The sequence below is a fragment of the Micromonospora sp. NPDC047548 genome, assembly GCF_040642975.1.
Classification (GTDB): domain Bacteria; phylum Actinomycetota; class Actinomycetes; order Mycobacteriales; family Micromonosporaceae; genus Micromonospora.
The window spans coordinates 207,415-225,356 of the sequence record NZ_JBEYTI010000003.1; the positions used below are offsets into that span (position 1 = coordinate 207,415).

The following is a 17,942-nucleotide window of genomic DNA, read 5'->3' on the forward strand; positions in this document are numbered from 1 at the left end:
CCGGGCTCAGGTGGACAGGTCGACCTCTTCCCAGCCCGGCGGCTCTTCGTGGTACGGCCCGCGCAGCATCACCGCCCACTCCAGGGCCCAGCGCCGCTGACCGATCGCGTTGGCGTCGACCAGCCCCGGCAGGGCCAGGCCGCGCTGCTCCGACTCCAGGTACGCCCAGTCCAGGCAGTAGTGCAGGTCGAGCAGGGCGGCGGCGTCGGCCGGGTGCTGCGGCGCGGCCAGGATCCGGGCCCGCCACTGGCCGAACGTCTCCCCGGCGGAGAGGTGCGGCATCCGCTCCACCAGCCGCTCGTCGACCGGGATCGTCGGGTCGAGCTGCTTGCTCAGGCCGAGCACCCAGGCCAGCGAGAAGAGCGCGTCGTGGTGCAGCACGAACGAGCGGTGGTCGCCCTTGCCGCCCATCACGAACTGCCACTCCGGCGGCGTGACCATCTCGACCAGGTGGGAGTCGAGCAGCCAGCTCATCGCCGCCTGCGGCGGCATCCCGAAGCAGCGGGCCAGGATCAGGTGCAGGACCGCGATCCGCGCCTCGATCTCACCGGTGGGACGCAACTCGATCTCGTCGCCGGGCTCCCACACCAGCGGGAACTGGGCGGGCGGCAACGGCAGGCGCAACCGGGACAGCTCGTCCAGGCTCGCCTCACGGACTTCCCGGGGATCGGGGGCGGGTACCAACACGGTCGAAAGTCCCTGTCTGCTCGCGCCGACGTCACCGCCGACCTGTCCCCCTGGCCTGCGAGAATAGCGCCCGCAGAGGGTCGGCACCATGCCGAGGTCCCCCCACCGGCCGACCGGTCGCGGGCGTTCGGCCGTTCAGCCGATCCGCTCGATGACCAGCGACGACGTGCCCGGCGCGGAGGGCGCGAGGCGGACCGCCCGCTCGGCCTCCGCCCGCGCCGCCGGGATCCGGGTGGCCTGGTCGGCGCGGAGCTCGTAGAGGGGGTCGCCGGCCCGGACCGGGTCGCCGGGGCGCTTGTGCAGCACCACGCCCGCGGCGGCGCTGACCGGGTCCTCCTTGCGGGCCCGCCCGGCGCCGAGCCGCCAGGCGGCCACCCCGATCGCGTACGCGTCGACGGAGGAGACGAAGCCGTCGGCCTGGGCGCGCACCACCTCGACCTCGTTGGCGATCGGCATCGGGGCGTCCGGGTCGCCGCCCTGCGCGCGGATCATCGCGCGCCAGGCGTCCATCGCCCGCCCGTCGCGCAGCGCGGCGGCCGGGTCGGCGTCCGGCAGGCCGGCCGCGTCCAGCATCTCCCGGGCCAGGGCCAGGGTCAGCTCCACCACGTCGGCGGGGCCGCCGCCGGCCAGCACCTCCACCGACTCGGTCACCTCGACCGCGTTGCCGATGGTCAGGCCGAGCGGGGTGGACATGTCGGTGAGTAGGGCGACCGTCTTCACGCCGTGCGCGCCGCCCAGCTCGACCATGGTCCGGGCCAGTTCCCGGGCGTTGTCGACGGACTTCATGAACGCCCCGGAGCCGACCTTGACGTCGAGCACCAGCGCGCCGGTGCCCTCGGCGATCTTCTTGCTCATGATCGAGCTGGCGATCAGCGGGATCGCCTCGACGGTGCCGGTGACGTCGCGCAGCGCGTACAGCTTGCGGTCGGCCGGGGCCAGCCCCTCGCCGGCCGCACAGATCACCGCGCCCACGTCGCGCAGCTGGGAGATGAACTCGTCGTTGCTCAGCGCCGCCCGCCAGCCGGGGATCGACTCCAACTTGTCCAGCGTGCCACCGGTGTGCCCGAGGCCGCGCCCGGACAGCTGCGGCACCGCGCCGCCGCACGCCGCGACCAGCGGGGTGAGCGGCAGGGTGATCTTGTCACCGACGCCGCCGGTGGAGTGCTTGTCCACGGTCGGCCGGGCCACCGGGGAGAGGTCCAGCCGCTCGCCGCTGGCGATCATCGCGGCGGTCCACCGGGCGATCTCCGGCGGGGTCATCCCGCGCAGCAGGATCGCCATCGCCAGCGCCGCCATCTGCTCGTCGGCGACCAGTCCCCGGGTGTACGCGTCGACCACCCAGTCGATCTGGGCGTCGCTCAGCACGCCCCCGTCCCGCTTGGTCCGGATGACGTCGACCGCCGTAAAAGCACTCATCGTCGAGTTCCTCTGCTTGGTAGTTCTGCTGATCGGCGGTACGCCGTGAAGGGTTCAGCCGGCGGGCCAGCGAGTGGGGATCTCCATCGGGGGTTCACCCTCGCCGGCCCAGAAGATGGTGCCACTTGCGTCGACCACCACCACCCGGGGCGTACGGGCGTGCCCCCAGGCGATCGCCTCGACCGGCTCGTCCCAGCTCGGGCCCTCCTCCAGCACCCCGGTCTCGGCGCCCTCGGCGTCCCCCGCCGACCGCTCCCAGTACGCCGTCCAGACCTGCTGGCCGGCGGACATGTCGGGGTGCACGAAGACGGTGCCCCGCCCCCGCCAGGCGGCCAGCCGGTCCGGCACCACCGGGACCGGGTGTTCCCCGGTCACCGCGTCGAGGTCGGCCACGTCGAAGGCGTGCGGCAGCAGCTCCGCCATGCGCAGCGGACCGCCCTTGGACTCGATCAGACACTCCGGGCCGCCGTTCTCCCAGAGCAGTTGCCGGCAGCGGCCGCACGGCATCAGCGGCTCGCCGGTGGCGTCGACGCAGGACATCGCGACGAGCCGGCCGCCGCCGGTGGCGTGCAGGGAGGAGACCACGCCGCACTCGGCGCAGAGGGTGACGCCGTAGCCGGCGTTCTCCACGTTGCAGCCGGTCACCACCCGGCCGTCGTCGACCAGGGCGGCCGCCCCGACCGGGAAATTCGAGTACGGCACGTACGCGTGCCGCATCACCTCGGTGGCGGCGGCCCGCAGCCGCTCCCAGTCGATCTCGGTCATCTCACCATTCTGCCCAAGTCACCCTGGTCGGGCGCAGGTAGGGGTGCCTTCCGGTGGGCGTCGCCACCCGCTGGCCGGCGGCAGGCCGCCGGGCGCCCAATCCCCCGAGGCTTCAGCCCCGACCCGTCGCCTCGACCCCGGCGTCGGCGTAAACGGCCGTGCCCGGCGGGAAATCCCCCGCCGGGCACGACTGCGCTCAGGGCTCAGCCCTTGACGTACGGCTTGCCGTCTGCAGCGGGCGCCCGGACCCGGCCGACCAGCCCGGCCACCGCCAGGATCGTCGCCAGGTACGGCAGCATCGCCAGGAACTGGCTCGGGATGCTGCTGCCGATCGCGCCGAGGTAGGTGGCGAGTTGGTCGGCGAAGCCGAAGAAGAGGGCCGCGAGCAGCGCCCCGGTCGGGCTCCACCGGCCGAAGATCAGCGCGGCCAGGGCGATGAAGCCCTTACCGCCGATCATGTTCTTGGTGAAGCTGTAGTGCGCCAGCGTGTAGGAGGCACCGCCGATGCCGGCGACCACGCCCGCCACCAGCACGTTGCGGTAGCGCAGCCTCAGCACCTTGACGCCGAGGGTGTCCGCCGCGGTCGGGTGCTCACCCACCGAGCGGGTCCGCAGGCCCCACCGGGTGCGGAACAGCCCGATGTGGATGACCAGCACCAGCAGCAGTCCGAGGTAGAGGAAGAGGTTGCCGCGGAACAGCGCCGGCCCGATCACCGGGATGTCCTTGAGCAGCGGGATCTCCCAGGCGGTGAAGCGCGGGGCGCTGTTGTACTTCTCCGCGTTGGCCTGCATCAGCCGCTCGTAGAGGAAGCCGGTGACGCCGACCGCCAGCAGGTTCAGCACGACGCCCATGACCACCTGGTCGACCAGGTAGCGGATCGAGAAGACCGCCAGCAGCAGCGAGATGAAGGCCCCGCCGATCGCCGCGGCGACGAGGCCCACCCACACGCTGTGGAACAGGCTGCCGAAGAGCGCGCCACTGAAGGCGCCCATCAGCAACTGCCCCTCGATCGCCACGTTGATCACGCCGGAACGCTCGCAGAGTACACCGGAGAGGGCGCCGAAGATCAGCGGCAGCGCCAGGACGAAGGTGCCCCGGACGATGTTGACCAGCGGCATGAAGTTGCGGCCCTCGGGGGCGGCCGACACCTGCCAGCACAGGAAGCTCAGCACGAACGCGACCAGCCCGACGCCGAGCGCCACGGTGAACCAGCGCTTCGGGATCCCGGCCAGCAGGGCGGCCCCGGCCGCGGCGGCGATGATCCCGAAGAGGATCGCGCCGACCGTGCCGTTGATCTCCAGCGCCGCACCGCCCTCGGTCTCGCTGAGGGTGAAACGCGCCTGCTGGCCGGTGGCGAGCGACCCGAAGAGCACCGTGGCGAGCACGCCCAGCGCCAGCAGGACCGCACCGATCTTGCGGTTGCGCGTCCAGAAGCCCTCGTCGACCTGTGCGACGGCGACGTCGGGGACAGCCATGGTGGACATGCCTTACCAGCCCTTCGCCAGGCTCGTCTGCAACCGGGCGGCGCGGGCGGCCCGGAGCTGGAAGATCGCCTTCACCAGGGCCGGTGCGGCGATGAAGATGACGATCAGCGCCTGGAGCACGGTGACCAGCTCCAGCGAGATCCCCGAGTACGACTGCATCCGGTTGCCGCCGGCCTGGAGCGCGCCGAAGAGCAGTGCCGCCATCAGCACGCCCCACGGCTTCACCCGGCCGAGCAGCGCCACCAGGAGGCCGTCGAAGCCGATCTGCGCGACCACCTGCGGGGTCAGCGCGTTCGCGGTCGAACCCAGCACCATCTGGCTGCCGCCGAGGCCGGCAAGCAGGCCGGCGAGCACCATGACCAGGACGTACGTCCGGGTGACGCTGATGCCGGCGGTCCGGGCGGCGTCCGGGTTGGCGCCGACGGCCCGCAGCTCAAAGCCGAACGTGGAGCGGTTGAGCAGCCAGGCGACGAACCAGGTGGCCAGGACCGCGATCAGGATGCCGGCGTGCACGCGCAGGTTGTCGCCGAGCAGCCGGGGCAGCTGGGCGGAGGCGTCGACCGGCTTGCTGATCGCGTCCGACCGGTTCGGGTTCTGCACCCCGTTCTGGATAATGATCCAGGAGAGGAAGTAGACCGCGACGTAGTTCAGCATGATCGTGTTGATCACCTCGTGCGCGCCGGTCCGCGCCTTGAGGATGCCGGGGATGAAGCCCCAGATCGCGCCACCGGCGGCACCGGCGATCACCGCGACGAGCAGGTGCACCACCGGCGGCAGCGGCAGGGCGAAGCCGGCGACCGCGGCCAGGATGACACCCATGGTCGCCTGGCCCTGGGCGCCGATGTTGAACAGGCCACCCCGGAAGGCGAGCGCGACCGACAGGCCGGTGAAGACCAGCGGCGCGGTGTAGGTGAGCGTCTCGGAGATCGGGCTCAGCGCCGCCTGGAAGCCGCGCGCCTCGGGGTCGAAGACGGCGCCCTTGAACAGGTTCGCGTACGCCTCGCTGACCACCGTCCAGCTCGAGTTGATCGCGTCGCCCGGCCGGGCGGTGATGTAGCTGTAGGTGGCCAGCACCTCCGGATCCGAAACGATGATCAGGATCGCCCCGACCACCATCGCCAGCAGCAGCGCGAGCACCGTCACGGTGACCGTGTTGGCGGCCCAGAGGTTGGTCAGGAAGAGCCGGCCCAGGGTCGGCCGGGGCTGCTCCGCGGGCTGTTTCGGGGCGGTCATGGTCGCGTCGCGGTCGGTGTTGCCGCCCGCGGTCCGCGCCGCCTGCGCCTCGGTCGCCGGCTCCTTGTCCGGGGAACCCGACGACGCCGGGTTGGGGTTGCTCATGCCTCGTCCTCGTTACCAGGGCCCTCGGGGGCCGGGGCCACGGCGCCGCCGGGCTCGCCGGCCGTACCGCTGGCGGCGTCGGCCGCGGTGGCCGCGCCGCCGGTCGGGGTCGCCCCGGCGGTCTCGCCGGCGGCGTCCGGGGTGATGCCGGCCATCAGCAGGCCGATCTCCTCACGTGGGGTGTCCGCGCCCACGATGCCGATGATCCGGCCGCGGTACATGACCGCGATCCGGTCGGCCAGGCCGATCACCTCGTCCAGCTCGCTGGAGACCAGCATGACCGCGGTGCCCTCGTCCCGCTCGCGGATCACCCGGCTGTGGATGAACTCGATCGAGCCGACGTCCACACCCCGGGTCGGCTGGGCGGCGATCAGCAGCTTCAACGGCCGGGACAGCTCCCGGGCCACGATCACCTTCTGCTGGTTACCGCCGGAGAGGGTGCCCACCGCGGCGTCGGCCGAGGAGGTACGGACGTCGAACTGCTCGATCCGCTCCTTCGCCGACTTCGCGATCGCGTCCGGCTTGAGGGCCAGGCCCTTGCCGAACGGCGGCCGGTCGTAGATGTCCAGGACCAGGTTCTCCGCGACGGAGAACTCCTTGACCAGGCCGTCGACGCTGCGGTCCTCGGGGACGTAGCCGACGCCGGCGCGGAGCACCTTCTTGGTGGACCAGCCGTGCACCGCCTGGCCGTCGAGGGTGACCGTGCCGGCGAGCATCGGGCGCAGACCCATGATCGCTTCGATCAGCTCGGTCTGGCCGTTGCCCTGCACGCCCGCGACGCCGAGCACCTCACCGGCGTGCACGGTCAGGTCGACGCCGTCGACCGCGCGGATCCGCCGGTCGTCGTCGACCACCAGGCCGGAGACCTGGAGCATCGGCTTGCCGGGAGTGGCCGGCTGCTTGTCCACGGTGAGCCGGACGCTGCGCCCCACCATCAGCGCGGCCAACTCGTCCCGGCTCGCCTCCGGGGAGGCCGTGCCGACGGTCTTGCCGCGCCGGATCACGGTGATCCGGTCGGCGATGGCCTTGACCTCGCCGAGCTTGTGGGTGATGAAAACGATCGACTTGCCGGCTGCCTTGAGCGACCGCATGACCGTGAGCAGTTCCTCGGTCTCCTGCGGGGTGAGCACCGCAGTCGGCTCGTCCAGGATGAGCAGGTCGACGTCGCGGGTGAGCGCCTTGACGATCTCCACCCGCTGCTGGAGCCCGACCGGCAGGTCCTCGATCACCGCGTCCGGGTCGACCCGCAGGTTGTACCGTTCGGAGACGTCGGCCACCTCGCGGCGGGCCCGCCGGCGGTCCAGGAAGCCGGCGATGCCGCCCCTGACCTGCTCCGCGCCGAGCATGATGTTCTCGGCGACCGTGAGGACCGGCACCAGCATGAAGTGCTGGTGCACCATGCCGATCCCGGCCGCGATCGCGTCCGACGGACCCTTCAGCTTCAGCGGCTGGCCGTCAACCAGGATCTCGCCCTCGTCGGGCTGGTAGAGCCCGTAGAGCACGTTCATCAGGGTCGACTTGCCGGCGCCGTTCTCGCCGACCAGGGCATGAATCTCTCCAGGCTCCACCGTCAGGTCGATGTGGTCGTTGGCGACCAGATCACCGAACCGCTTGGTGATGCCGCGCAGTTCGAGTCTCAGCGCAACCTCCTGGAGTGCGAGCGATGGTGCAGCCTAGCTGCTTGGTCGGCTGGCCGACGGGGGCCGGCCGCGCGGGTGGAGCGGATCGGCCGCCCCGGCGCACACGGGTCGTCCCACGTACGCCGAGGCGGCCGATCGTCATGCCTGGCGCCCGCCGGCCTCCGCTGCCGATGATCTCATCGCGGCGGCCGGGCAGGCGGTCAGTTGGTCGGCTGGGCCTTCGAGGTGATCGTGATGGTGCCGGCGGCGATGTCCGCCTTGATCTTCTCGACCTCGGCCTTGAGGTCCGCCGGGACCTTGCTGTCGAAGTCGTGGTACGGGGCGATCGAGACGCCGCCGTTGGCCAGGTCGCCGACGTAGCCCGGCTTGGCCTGGAGCTTCTCGCCACCAGCGGCCTTGAGCACGGCGTCCTTGACGGAGCCCGGGATGTTCTTGACGACCGTGGTCAGCAGCGTGGCGCAGTTCGGGGTGCTCTCGCAGCCGTCGACGTCCACCCAGATGACCGAGTACTTGCCGCCCGAGGCCTGGGCCGCGGCGGTGGTGCCGAGGCCGGCGCCGCCGGCGACCGGCATGATGATGTCCGCACCCTGGGCGACCAGCGCGTCGGAGACCTTCTTGCCCTCGTCCTGCTTGGTGAAGTCGTTGGTGAAGGAGCCCTTCTGGGTCGCCTTGTCCCAACCGAGCACCTGGACGTTCTTGCTCTTGGTCTTGTTGTAGTACGCCACGCCGTCGGCGAAGCCGTCCATGAAGATGGTCACCGGCGAGATCGGCAGACCGCCGTAGGTGCCGACCTTGCCGGTCTTGCTCATCCCGGCGGCCAGGTAGCCGGCCTGGAAGGCGGCCTGGGTGGTGTCGAACTGCATCGGGTAGATGTTGTCCACGCCCGGGTTGGCGTCCACGATGCCGAACTGCTGGTTCGGGTTCGCGGCGGCGGCCTTCTTGGTGGCGTCCGTCATCAGGCCACCGACGGCCAGGATGAAGTCGCACTTCTGGTTGACGTACCCGGTCAGGTTGACCTCGTAGTCCGCCTCGGCCTTCGACGCGACGTACTTGATGTCGATGTTGTCGTTCGCCTTCTTCGCCTCCTGGAGCCCCTTCCAGGCGGAGGTGTTGAACGACTTGTCGTCGATGCCGCCGGTGTCGGTCACCATGCAGGCGCTGTACTTCTTGGCGCCGCTGCCGGCGTTGTTGTCGTCCTTGGGGGCCTCACCACACGCGGCGGCGCCCAGCACGAGCCCACCCGCCACGACGGCGGAGGCGATCCGCATCCCACGCACAGAGCGCAAGACGTCTCCTTCCCATTGCACACCGCGCCTCGTGCGGTGGCAGCCCTTGAACCGGCGAGCGCTGTGCTGCCGGCATCCCACGTTACGGACGGGAGCGTACGCCCGCGTCCACCCACCGGCCGCCAATCGTGCCCGACTGTTGAACGCCTGTTATCCCGGCGTAACCCTGGCGTGGGGCAGATCACTCAGCGTGCTGGTAAAGGACCCGCCTGCTGTCCCGAACGTCCCTTTCCCCGGGACCCGGGCGGTCCGGACGGCTACCGAGGTGCAGGCCAGTGGTTTGCCCTTCAGGGCTGGGGTGAAGGCCCGTGCTGGGAGGGCCGCCAAGGGCCGAGCAATGCTCTAGCTCGGCGGTTGGTCGATCTGCTCGGCCATCGGCACCGGTACGATGGCGGCGATGCGGCGGCCGTGGTTGGTGACGTAGATGATGCGTCCTCGGACGGTGACATCGTTCAAGGTGCCCGCGAGGGCTTGGCGAAGCTCGCGGACGCTGATCTCGTGTGGGGTGTCACTCATGCTCACATAGTAACCCCTGTGTACACTTTCCGTTGTGCGGCTCCGTTACAACTACCGCGTCTACCCGACGCCCGGCCAGCAGCAAGAGCTGGCGCGGGCGTTCGGGTGCGCCAGGGTGGTGTTCAACGACGGGCTGCGCGCACGGCAGACAGCCCGGGAGAACGGCGAGAAGTACCTGTCGGACGGGGACCTGTCCAAGCAGGTCATCACCCTGGCCAAGGCGACACCGGAGCGGGCGTGGCTGGCCGAGGTGTCCTCGGTCGTGCTCCAGCAGGCCCTCGCCGACCTGAATACCGCGTACCGCAACTTCTTCGCCTCGGTCACCGGTAAGCGCAGGGGCCGCAAGGTGGCGCCGCCACGGTTCCGGTCCCGCAAGGACAACCGGCAAACGATCCGCTTCACCAGGAACGCCCGCTTCGCCGTCCTCGGCAACGGTCGGCTGCGCCTGCCGAAGGTCGGCGACCTTCCCGTTCGCTGGTCCCGGCAGCTCCCATCCGACCCGTCGTCCGTGACGATCATCCGGGACGCAGCCGGGCGGTACTTCGCCTCGTTTGTCGTCAGCACCATCCAGGACGAAACGCTGCCCGAGGTGGAGTCCGAGGTGGGTATCGACCTGGGGCTGACCCACTTCGCGGTGCTGTCGGACGGCACGAAGGTGGCGGCGCCGAAGTTCCTGCGCCGGGCGGCCCGCAAACTCAAGCGGTTGCAGCAGGACCTGTCCCGCAAGACCAAGGGATCGAACAGACGCAAGAAAGCCGCCGTCAGGGTGGCGAAGGCGCACGCCAGGGTGGCCGACACCCGGCGGGACTGGCAGCACAAACTCTCGACACGGATCATCCGCGACAACCAAGCGGTGTACGTCGAGGACCTGTGCGTCGCCGGTCTCGGCCGGACCCGGCTCGCCAAGAGCGTGCACGACGCCGGCTGGGCGTCGTTCACCGGCATGTTGGAGTACAAGGCCGCCCGGTACGGACGCACCTTCGCCAAGATCGACCGGTGGTTTCCGTCCACCCGGATGTGCTCTCACTGTGGGCGCATCAACGACAAGATGACGCTCAACGTCCGGGCGTGGGACTGCCCCTGCGGAGCAGCCCACGACCGGGACGCCAACGCCGCCATCAACGTGTTGGCCGCCGGACGGGCGGACAACTCAAACGACCGTGGAGCGCGGGTCAGACCACCAGCGATGGCGGCACCGCGCGGCGAAGCGGTAATCAACCCGGACGCCGCGTGTCCGACGCGCAGCGTGGAGGGAATCTCCGTCCTTCAGGGCGGAGAGAACGTCAACGCCAGAACACCGCCACAGCGGCGTTCAGCAGGGTCAACCCGATGATCGCGAGGAAGTGGCCGCGGGCGACCTGCTCCCGCTTACGGGAGAAGAAGACCATGACGAAGATCAGCAGAGCCAACACCAACTTGGTAACAAGCTTCGCGGGTGCGGGCTCGTCGCCGTCGCGCAGCGGCGCGGCGAGGCCGATGCCGGTGAGCAGACCGATCACCGAGCCCCAGAGCATGGCCGCGTTGATCCGCAGCCGCCCGCTGACGTACTGGGCGATCGCGCCGCCGAGCAGCAGCGCGAACCCGATCAGATGAACGTAGAGAAGTACCAGCCGAAGAGCTTCCACGCGAGCCATCCTCCCCCATCAACGACAGTTTGTAGTAGGCAGCCCACCGGCTGAGCTCATACCGTGATCTCGCTGGCGGTCGGCCGGGGCGCGCGAGCGCGACCGACCAGCACCAGGACGAGCCCGATCGCCGCGTAGCCGGCCAGCACGGCGACCGACCGGGCCGCGCTGGCGCCGTCGAAGAAGGTGGCCGAGCGGAGCAGTGTCCCGCCGGCCCCCACCGGCAGGAACTGCCCAACGGTGCCCCACGGCTGCGGCAGCAGTTCCGGCGCGGCGCTGACCGCGGAGAGCGGGTTGCCCACCAGGAAGACCAGCAGCGCGCCGAGGCTGAGCCCCGGGCCGCCGAGCAGCGCGCCCAGCCCGGCGACGACACCGGCGGCGGCGAGCGCGAAGAGTCCGATCGCCCCAGCCTCGGCCGCGAGGTCGCCCCCGATCACCCCGAGCCAGCCGTGCAGCACCGCCGTGCCGGCCAGCGCGGCGAGCAGGGCGTAGCCGAGCAGCCCGACCAGCCGGGCGCGCCGGCCGGGGACCAGGACGGTGAGCAGGACGCCGGCGAGCAGGCTGGTCAGCGCGAACGGCAGGAACCCGGCGGCGAAGCCGGCCCCCCGCGGGTCGTCCGGGTCGACCGGCACCACCGCCGTGACCGGCACCCGCTCGCCGGAAAACTCGGCTGCGGCCTCGGCGAGCAGGGCCGCCACGGTCGGGCTCGCGGCCGGGGCGCAGCAGATCCTCGACGCGGCCCGACGCTGCTTCGTGCGCGACGGCTTCCACAACACCTCGATGCAGGACGTGATCGCCGAGGCGGGGCTGTCGGTGGGCGCGGTCTACCGCTACTTCCCGAGCAAGAACGACCTGATCACCTCGATCGCCCAGTCGGTGATCGGCGGGGCGGACGCGGTCTTCGCCGAACTGGCCGCCGCCGAGCCACCGCTGCCCCTGGTCGAGGCGCTGGACCGGGCGCTGACCTACGTCGACGCCCAGGCGGGCGAGGACGGCGTGCTCCGCCTGGCGATCCAGGTGTGGGGCGAGTCGCAGCGCCACCCGGCGCTGGCCGCGTTCGTGCAGCGCCACGTACACCGGCTTCCGCGACCGCTTCGCGCTGCTGGCGCGGCGGGCGCGGGAGGCGGGCGAACTGCCCCCCGACGCCGACCCGGACGCCGTCGCCGCCGCGCTGTTCGGCCTGGTCCCGGGCTACCTCGTGCAGAAGGTGCTCACCGGCCGCCCCGACCGCCGGACCTACCTCACCGGCGTCCGCACCCTGCTCGGCCCCGGCACGGCCTGACCCGGCCGCCCGACGTGCCGGGGACGGGCCCGCGAGCGCGGGATCGCCGGGCCGGGGCCCAAGTCAGGACAGACGCCAGACCTGGAAGGTGGGGCCGTCGGCGGGGAGGGTGACCGTGCCGTCGGCATCGGGGCGCAGGGCGGGGGCGCCGCCGTACGCGTTCTCCCCCGCCGTCAGGCCGGCCAGCCGGACGGGCCGGCCGGCAGCGCGGCGGGCGAGCACCAGCACCGCGCCGGTCGGGGCCTCGCGAAGGAAGGCCAGGGTGTCGGCGTCGGCGTGCACCCGGCGCAGGCCGCCGTGGCGCAGCGCCGGCTCGTCGCGTCGCAGCGCCAGCAGCCCCCGGTACGCGGCGAAGGTGGCCTGGTCCCAGCTCTGCGGCCGGTGCCACGGCATCGGGGTACGCGAGCCCTCGCCGTTGGTGCCGGTCAGCCCCAGCTCGTCCCCGGCGAAGACCACCGGGGTGCCCGGCATGGTGGCGAGCAGGCCGGCGGCCACCTCCTGCCGGGCGGCGTCGCCGACCACGGTGCGGATCCGGGCCGAGTCGTGCGAGCCGAGCAACTGCCACGAGTGGATGTACGAGCGCCAGGAGATCAGCGACCGGTAGGTGTCCATGGTGGCCAGCACCGCTTCGGCGTCCCGCCGCCGCACCCCGCCCGGCGTGCCGAGGAAGTTCGGCACCGGCTCCTCACCGTGCCGCAGCCAGGACCAGACCGGGTCGGTGAAGCCGACGTAGTTCATCGTCCCGTGCCAGCCGTCGCGGTCCAGGTCGCCGGTGTGGTCGTGGCCGTGCTCGGCGAGCAGCAGTCCGTCGGCGCGGGTGTCGGCGACCACCTCGCGCAGCAGCCGCGCCACCTCGTGGGTGTACGCGTCCGCGCCCCGCCGGCCGGTCATGTTGGCCACGTCGACCCGCCAGCCGTCCAGCCCGTACGGCGGGCGCAGCCAACGCCGCAGCAGCGAGTCCTCGGCGGTGGCGAAGCGCCGGCGCAGCTCGGCACTGCCCCAGTTCAGCTTCGGCAGCGAGGTGACCCCGTTCCAGGACTCGTAGTCGCCGGTGGCCTCGTCGAAGTAGTACAGCTCCCGCTCGGCGGCGCGCACGTCGGCCACGGCGGTGGTGAACCACTCGTGCGCGTCGCCGGTGTGGTTGCTGGTGATGTCGCCGAGCAGCCGCCAGCCCCGGGAGTGGACCGCGTCGGCGAGCCGGGCCAGCGCGGCGTCCCCGCCGAGCAGCGGGTCGACGGTGTCGAAGCTGGCCGCGTCGTACCGGTGGTTGGATCGGGCCGGGAAGGTCGGGGTGAGGTAGAGGGTGTTCACGCCGAGCCGGGCCAGGTGATCCAGCCGCTCGGTGACGCCGTCCAGGTCACCGCCGTAGAACTGGTACGGCGTCTCCGGCCCACGGCCGATCACGGGGGTGTCCCAGTCGCACGGGATGGCCCAGTCCGGCGGGGTGCGACCGGCGGCGGCGGCGGAGCGGGCGAACCGGTCCGGGAAGATCTGGTAGATCACCGCGTCCCGCGCCCAGGCGGGCGGCGGGGCGTAGCTGACCAGCTTGAAGTCGGCGTTGTCCGGCACGTCGTGGGCGACCACGCCGGCGGCGTTGAGCCAGCGGTGGCCCGTCGCCCCGGAGAGCATGAAGCGGTAGTTGCTGACCGGGTTGCGGACCTGGACGTCGGCCCGCCACCAGACGTCGCCGCCGGCGCGCCGGTCCACGATGGCCTCGGCGAACCGGGGCTCACCGTCGCCGGTGGTCCGCACGTGCACGGTCCGCACGTCGGCGCCGGCCGGGACGCGGACGAAGACCGGCACGGTCTGACCGAGCGCGGGCTCCTGCTCGGGTACGTGGAGGGCGGATCCGTCGTGGTGCGGCTGCAGGAACATGGAGCGACCTTTCGCGTCGGTGGGACGGGGAGAGAGAGGGGTCACCCGCCGCGACCGCTCTCCCGGTCGCGGCGGTCGGCCCGTGACTGCTCCGGTGTACGTCGACCCGACGCCCTTGCCGCAGCGTGCGAACTGCCATCGGAGGTGTGGTCCCACCTTTCGGCAGGCGGCCCCGCCGCTCGGCGGACCCGGACCACTCACCCCGCGCCGCGCGGCGAGTGGCCACCCCTCCGATTCACCCCTTGACGGATCCGGCGGTGAGCCCGGAGACGATGTACCGCTGGAGGAACTGGAACACCAGCACCGTCGGGACGGCGGTGAGCAGGGTGCCCGCCGCGAAGATCCCGAAGTTGTTGTTGCGCTCGCCGGCCACCAGTCCGAACATGCCGACCGCCAGGGTCTTGGACTCGGAGTTGGTGAGGAACACGTTGGCGATCAGGAACTCGTTGATCGTGCCGATGAAGGCGAGCAGCCCGGTCACCGCCAGGATCGGCGCCACCAGCGGCAGCATGATCCGGAAGAAGACCTGGGCGTGCGTGGCGCCGTCCATGGTGGCCGACTCGTCCAGTTCCCGGGGGAGCGTGTCGAAGAAGCCCTTCATCAGCCAGGTGTTCACGCCCAGCGCGCCACCCAGGTAGAGCAGCAGCAGGCCCCACGGGGTGTTGAAGCCGATCGCCGGCCACAGATCGGAGACCGTGGTGAAGATCAGGAAGATCGCCACGATGGCCAGGAACTGCGGGAACATCTGGATCAGCAGCAATGAGAGCAGCCCGATCCGGCGGCCGGCGAAGCGCATCCGGGAGAAGGCGTACGCCGCCAGCGACGACAGGAAGATCGAGGCGAAGCTGGCCACGCCGGCGATGATCAGCGAGTTGAGGAACCACCACCCGAACGGGGTGCGGTCGAAGAGGTTGGTGAAGTTCTCGAGCGACACGCCGCTGGTCGGCACCAGGTCCGTGGAGGAGAGGGTGCCGAGCGGGTTGAGCGCCGCCGAGAGTACGAACAGGATCGGGAAGAGGCTGAACGCCACCGCCAGCACCCCGACCACGTGCCGCCAGCCGACCTGGGCGAACCAGCGGCTCTTCCGCCTGCCGGCCGCGTTGCGGTTGGCGACCGGGGCGTCCGCGTGGATGCTCACGTGTACACCTCCTCCTGCTTGCGGGTCCGCGAGAAGCTGACCGCGGAGACCACCGCGACGATTGTGAAGATGAAGATCGAGACGGCCGCCGCCAGGCCGAACTGGGCGCCCTGGGCGCCGAAGGCCAGCCGGTAGGTGTACGTGATCAGCAGGTCCGTCGCGCCCGAGGTCGGGTTGTCCGCCGGGAACGGCCCGCCCTCCGTGGTCAGGTAGATCGCGTTGAAGTTGTTGAAGTTGAACGCGAACGACGAGATCAGCAGCGGGGAGAGCGCGACCAGCAGCAGCGGCAGGGTGACCGCGCGGAAGGACTGCCAGGGCGACGCCCCGTCGACCGAGGTGGCCTCGGTCAGCTCGCGCGGAATCGCCTGGAGCGCCCCGGTGGCGACCAGGAACATGTACGGATACCCCAGCCAGAGCTGCACCAGGACCACCGCGATCCGGGCGGACCAGTCCTGCCCGAACCAGTCCACGCCGAGCCCGAACAGGTTGTTGATCAGGCCGAAGTCGGTGTTGAACATGTCCCGCCAGACCAGCAGCATCGCGAACGACGGCATGGCGTACGGCAGGATCAGCAGGATCCGGTAGAGGTTGGTGCCACGCATCCGGGGCGAATGCAGCGCCAGCGCGATGGCCATCCCGAGCAGGAAGGTGCCGCCGGTCGAGCCGATCGCGAAGGCGAAGTTCCAGACCAGGGTGCCGAAGAACGGACCGGAGATGGCCGGGTCGGTGAGCACCCGGTCGAAGTTCTTCAGCCCGACGTCGACCTTCCAGCCCTGGGCCAGCTGCTCGCCGTCGGCGGCGACGAACGCGCCGAGCTCCTCGTCGGCCGCCCAGGTCTTGCCGGTCTCGGTGTCCTTGATGCAGTCGCACCCGGCGTCGTAGGCGCGGAGCGCCTTGCCCTCGTACGCCCGGGAGAGGCCGGAGGAGCGCAGCGCGCCGCCGGAGGTCGGGACCACCAGGTCGGTGATCTCCTTGCTGCGGGTGCTGGCCTGGCTGAAGTTGAGCACCTGGTAGCCCTCGGCGGCGGTGACCTTGCCGCCCGGCGCCACCGTCACGTCGGCGGCGTCGAGCGGGGTCAGCCCGCCGGCGTCGCCGGCGGAGACCGTGCCGGTCTTCGGATCGGTGACCAGGAAGACCAGCGGGGCGGTGGCCGGGTCGCCCTTGGTGGCGATGGAGAGGGCGTACTCGGTGGAGCCGGGGACCTGCTTCACCGAGGAGCTCTGGATGGCGACGATCGCGTCGGACTTCTCGCCGCGGTGGCCGTCGCCGAAGTTCGTGAACGCGGTGCTCGCGGTGTAGAGCACCGGGAACACCTGGAAGGCGATCAGGAAGATCGTGCCGGGGACCAGGTACTTCGCCGGGATGTGCCGGCGGGTGAGGTACAGGTAGAAGAGGCCGACGGTGGTGACCGACAGGATGCCCAGCCCGACCCACTTCTCGGCCTCGATGAGCGGGAACGCCGCCCAGGTCGCGATCCCGGCCACCAGGCCGAGCAGGACCACCTTGACGAGCAGGCCGGTCAGGGTGATCGGCGCGTGGTGCCGCGCGTCACGGGACGTGCGCGGGAGCCCGGAGCGGACGGGCCCCCGGCCCGGGGCCTGCGTGGCAGACCCCGGGTCGGACAGCGACGCGCTCATTACTTGATCTGGCCGGCGATCGTCTTGCCGGCCGAGGTGATCGTCGTGGCCGGGTCGGCGCCACCGATGACGGCGGCCTCCGCCTTGCCGAACGGGTCCCAGATCGCGGCCATGGCCGGGATCGCCGGGAGCACGTGGCCGTTCTTGCCAGCCTCCTGGAACTTGCCCAGGTCGGGGTCGGTGCCCTTGACCTGGTCGAAGGCGGCGGTCAGCGCCGGCGGGCGCGGCTCGGCCTGGTACAGCGCGACAGCCAGCTCCGGCTTGGTCACGTAGTTGGCGACGAACTCCTGGGCCAGGGCCTTGTTCTGGCCCTTGGCGGCCACGTAGAACGCCTGGACGCCCACGAACGGCTGGGCCTCCTTGCCACCGGCGAAGCCGGGGACCGGGGAGATGTCGTAGGAGATGTTGGCCTTCTTGGCGTCGGCGATGGCCCACGGGCCGGAGACCAGGAAGGCGCACTTCTTGCCGGTGAAGGTGGCGATGGAGTTCTCGCCGGTGATGGAGCGCTTGAGCGCGCCCTCGCCCTTCTCACCGAGCTTCGCGATCTTCTGGAAGGCCGCGATCGACTCCGGCTTGCCCACGCCCAGGTCCTTCGGGTCGTAGTCGCCGTTGGCCGCCGTGCCGAACAGGTAGCCACCGCCGGAGGTGTACAGCGGGTAGATGTGGTACGCGTCGCCGTTCTGGCCGGACTGGAGGCAGAGGATCTCGCTGGCCTTCTTCTCGGCCTTGAGCTTCTTGCCGGTGGCGACCAGGTCCTCGATCGTCTTCGGTGCCTCGGGGGCCAGCTCGGTGTTGCGGATCAGCGCGATGTTCTCGGTGGCGTAGGGGACGCCGTAGAGCTGACCGTTGAAGGTCACGGCCTTGACGGCGGTCTCGTTGAAGCCACTCTTCTGCTCGGCGGCGAGCTGCACCGGGTCGATGGCGCCGTTCTGCACCAGGTTGCCGATCCAGTCGTGCGCGCCGACCACGACGTCCGGGCCGCTGCCCTGCTGGGAGGCGGTGACGAAGTTGGTCTGCAGGTCCTTGGAGACGGCCTGCACCTCGACGGTGACACCGTTCTCCTGGCCGAACTTCTCACCGAACGGCTTGAGGGCCGCGGCCCGCTTGTCGTCGGCCCAGATGACGAGCTTGCCGCTCGCGGCCTTGGGGGATTCCTTCGCGGCCGGCTCGTCCTTGCTGTTGTCGCCGCAGCCGGACGCGGCGAGCGCCAGACCGAGAACGGCGACCACACCCGCGGTACGGATGCGCATCGG

At 71.1% G+C, this 17,942-nt stretch carries 15 protein-coding genes and 1 pseudogene; 2 read left to right on the plus strand and 14 right to left on the minus strand.

All coding sequences use genetic code 11. The features are described from left to right. Positions 1–6 precede the first annotated feature (6 nt). From ABZ807_RS04415 to ABZ807_RS04450, 8 genes are all read right to left on the minus strand, one after another. Positions 7–687 carry a DUF4272 domain-containing protein gene (locus ABZ807_RS04415; RefSeq protein WP_357152733.1) on the minus strand — a complete coding sequence of 227 codons (681 nt, stop codon included), beginning with the start codon at positions 685–687 and terminating at the stop codon, positions 7–9. Positions 688–822: 135 nt separating this feature from the next. Next, positions 823–2,103 carry a thymidine phosphorylase gene (locus ABZ807_RS04420; protein ID WP_357152736.1) on the minus strand — a complete coding sequence of 427 codons (1,281 nt, stop codon included), beginning with the start codon at positions 2,101–2,103 and terminating at the stop codon, positions 823–825. A 54-nt stretch (positions 2,104–2,157) separates the two neighbouring features. After that, positions 2,158–2,868, minus strand: coding sequence for a cytidine deaminase (locus ABZ807_RS04425; RefSeq protein ID WP_357152739.1), 711 nt, complete (start codon positions 2,866–2,868; stop codon positions 2,158–2,160). A gap of 203 nt (positions 2,869–3,071) precedes the next feature. After that, a complete protein-coding gene (locus tag ABZ807_RS04430; RefSeq protein ID WP_357152741.1) occupies positions 3,072–4,352 on the minus strand; it encodes an ABC transporter permease in 1,281 nt (426 codons plus the stop codon). A gap of 3 nt (positions 4,353–4,355) precedes the next feature. Then, complete coding sequence (locus ABZ807_RS04435; protein WP_357152744.1) at positions 4,356–5,690, minus strand: ABC transporter permease; 1,335 nt, start codon at positions 5,688–5,690, stop codon at positions 4,356–4,358. Further along, complete coding sequence (locus ABZ807_RS04440) at positions 5,687–7,330, minus strand: ABC transporter ATP-binding protein (RefSeq protein WP_357153072.1); 1,644 nt, start codon at positions 7,328–7,330, stop codon at positions 5,687–5,689. The genes ABZ807_RS04435 and ABZ807_RS04440 overlap by 4 nt, the downstream gene beginning before the upstream one ends. A 200-nt stretch (positions 7,331–7,530) precedes the next feature. Further along, complete coding sequence (locus tag ABZ807_RS04445) at positions 7,531–8,598, minus strand: BMP family ABC transporter substrate-binding protein (RefSeq protein ID WP_357153075.1); 1,068 nt, start codon at positions 8,596–8,598, stop codon at positions 7,531–7,533. A gap of 360 nt (positions 8,599–8,958) precedes the next feature. Next, positions 8,959–9,132, minus strand: coding sequence for a type II toxin-antitoxin system prevent-host-death family antitoxin (locus ABZ807_RS04450; protein WP_357152746.1), 174 nt, complete (start codon positions 9,130–9,132; stop codon positions 8,959–8,961). A gap of 34 nt (positions 9,133–9,166) precedes the next feature. Here ABZ807_RS04450 and ABZ807_RS04455 point away from each other — a divergent pair, with 34 nt between their 5' ends. Further along, complete coding sequence (locus ABZ807_RS04455) at positions 9,167–10,465, plus strand: transposase (RefSeq protein ID WP_357152749.1); 1,299 nt, start codon at positions 9,167–9,169, stop codon at positions 10,463–10,465. On the opposite strand, the gene ABZ807_RS04460 is transcribed toward ABZ807_RS04455, so the two are convergent. Together ABZ807_RS04460 and ABZ807_RS04465 are read right to left on the minus strand one after the other, a co-directional pair. Then, positions 10,416–10,757 carry a hypothetical protein gene (locus ABZ807_RS04460; protein ID WP_357152752.1) on the minus strand — a complete coding sequence of 114 codons (342 nt, stop codon included), beginning with the start codon at positions 10,755–10,757 and terminating at the stop codon, positions 10,416–10,418. The two genes, ABZ807_RS04455 and ABZ807_RS04460, sit on opposite strands and share 50 nt — an antisense overlap. A 56-nt stretch (positions 10,758–10,813) precedes the next feature. Then, positions 10,814–11,455 carry a hypothetical protein gene (locus ABZ807_RS04465; protein ID WP_357152754.1) on the minus strand — a complete coding sequence of 214 codons (642 nt, stop codon included), beginning with the start codon at positions 11,453–11,455 and terminating at the stop codon, positions 10,814–10,816. A 338-nt stretch (positions 11,456–11,793) separates the two neighbouring features. On the opposite strand from ABZ807_RS04465, the pseudogene ABZ807_RS04470 reads away from it, so the two are divergent. Next, positions 11,794–12,039: pseudogene (locus ABZ807_RS04470) on the plus strand (TetR family transcriptional regulator C-terminal domain-containing protein); the annotation flags it as partial. A gap of 63 nt (positions 12,040–12,102) precedes the next feature. Here the strand turns inward: ABZ807_RS04470 and ABZ807_RS04475 are convergent. From ABZ807_RS04475 to ABZ807_RS04490, 4 genes are all read right to left on the minus strand, one after another. After that, complete coding sequence (locus ABZ807_RS04475) at positions 12,103–13,914, minus strand: glycoside hydrolase family 13 protein (RefSeq protein ID WP_357152756.1); 1,812 nt, start codon at positions 13,912–13,914, stop codon at positions 12,103–12,105. A gap of 235 nt (positions 13,915–14,149) precedes the next feature. Further along, positions 14,150–15,052: a sugar ABC transporter permease gene (locus ABZ807_RS04480; protein ID WP_357152759.1), complete on the minus strand. Its 903-nt coding sequence runs from the start codon at positions 15,050–15,052 to the stop codon at positions 14,150–14,152. Further along, positions 15,049–16,689, minus strand: a complete 1,641-nt coding sequence (locus ABZ807_RS04485) for an ABC transporter permease subunit (RefSeq protein WP_357152761.1) — start codon at positions 16,687–16,689, stop codon at positions 15,049–15,051. Before ABZ807_RS04485 ends, ABZ807_RS04480 begins: the two co-directional genes overlap by 4 nt. Then, entirely contained in the window at positions 16,689–17,939 is a 1,251-nt protein-coding gene (locus ABZ807_RS04490; RefSeq protein WP_357152764.1) for a maltose ABC transporter substrate-binding protein, read from the minus strand. The genes ABZ807_RS04485 and ABZ807_RS04490 overlap by 1 nt, the downstream gene beginning before the upstream one ends. Positions 17,940–17,942: the final 3 nt, after the last annotated feature.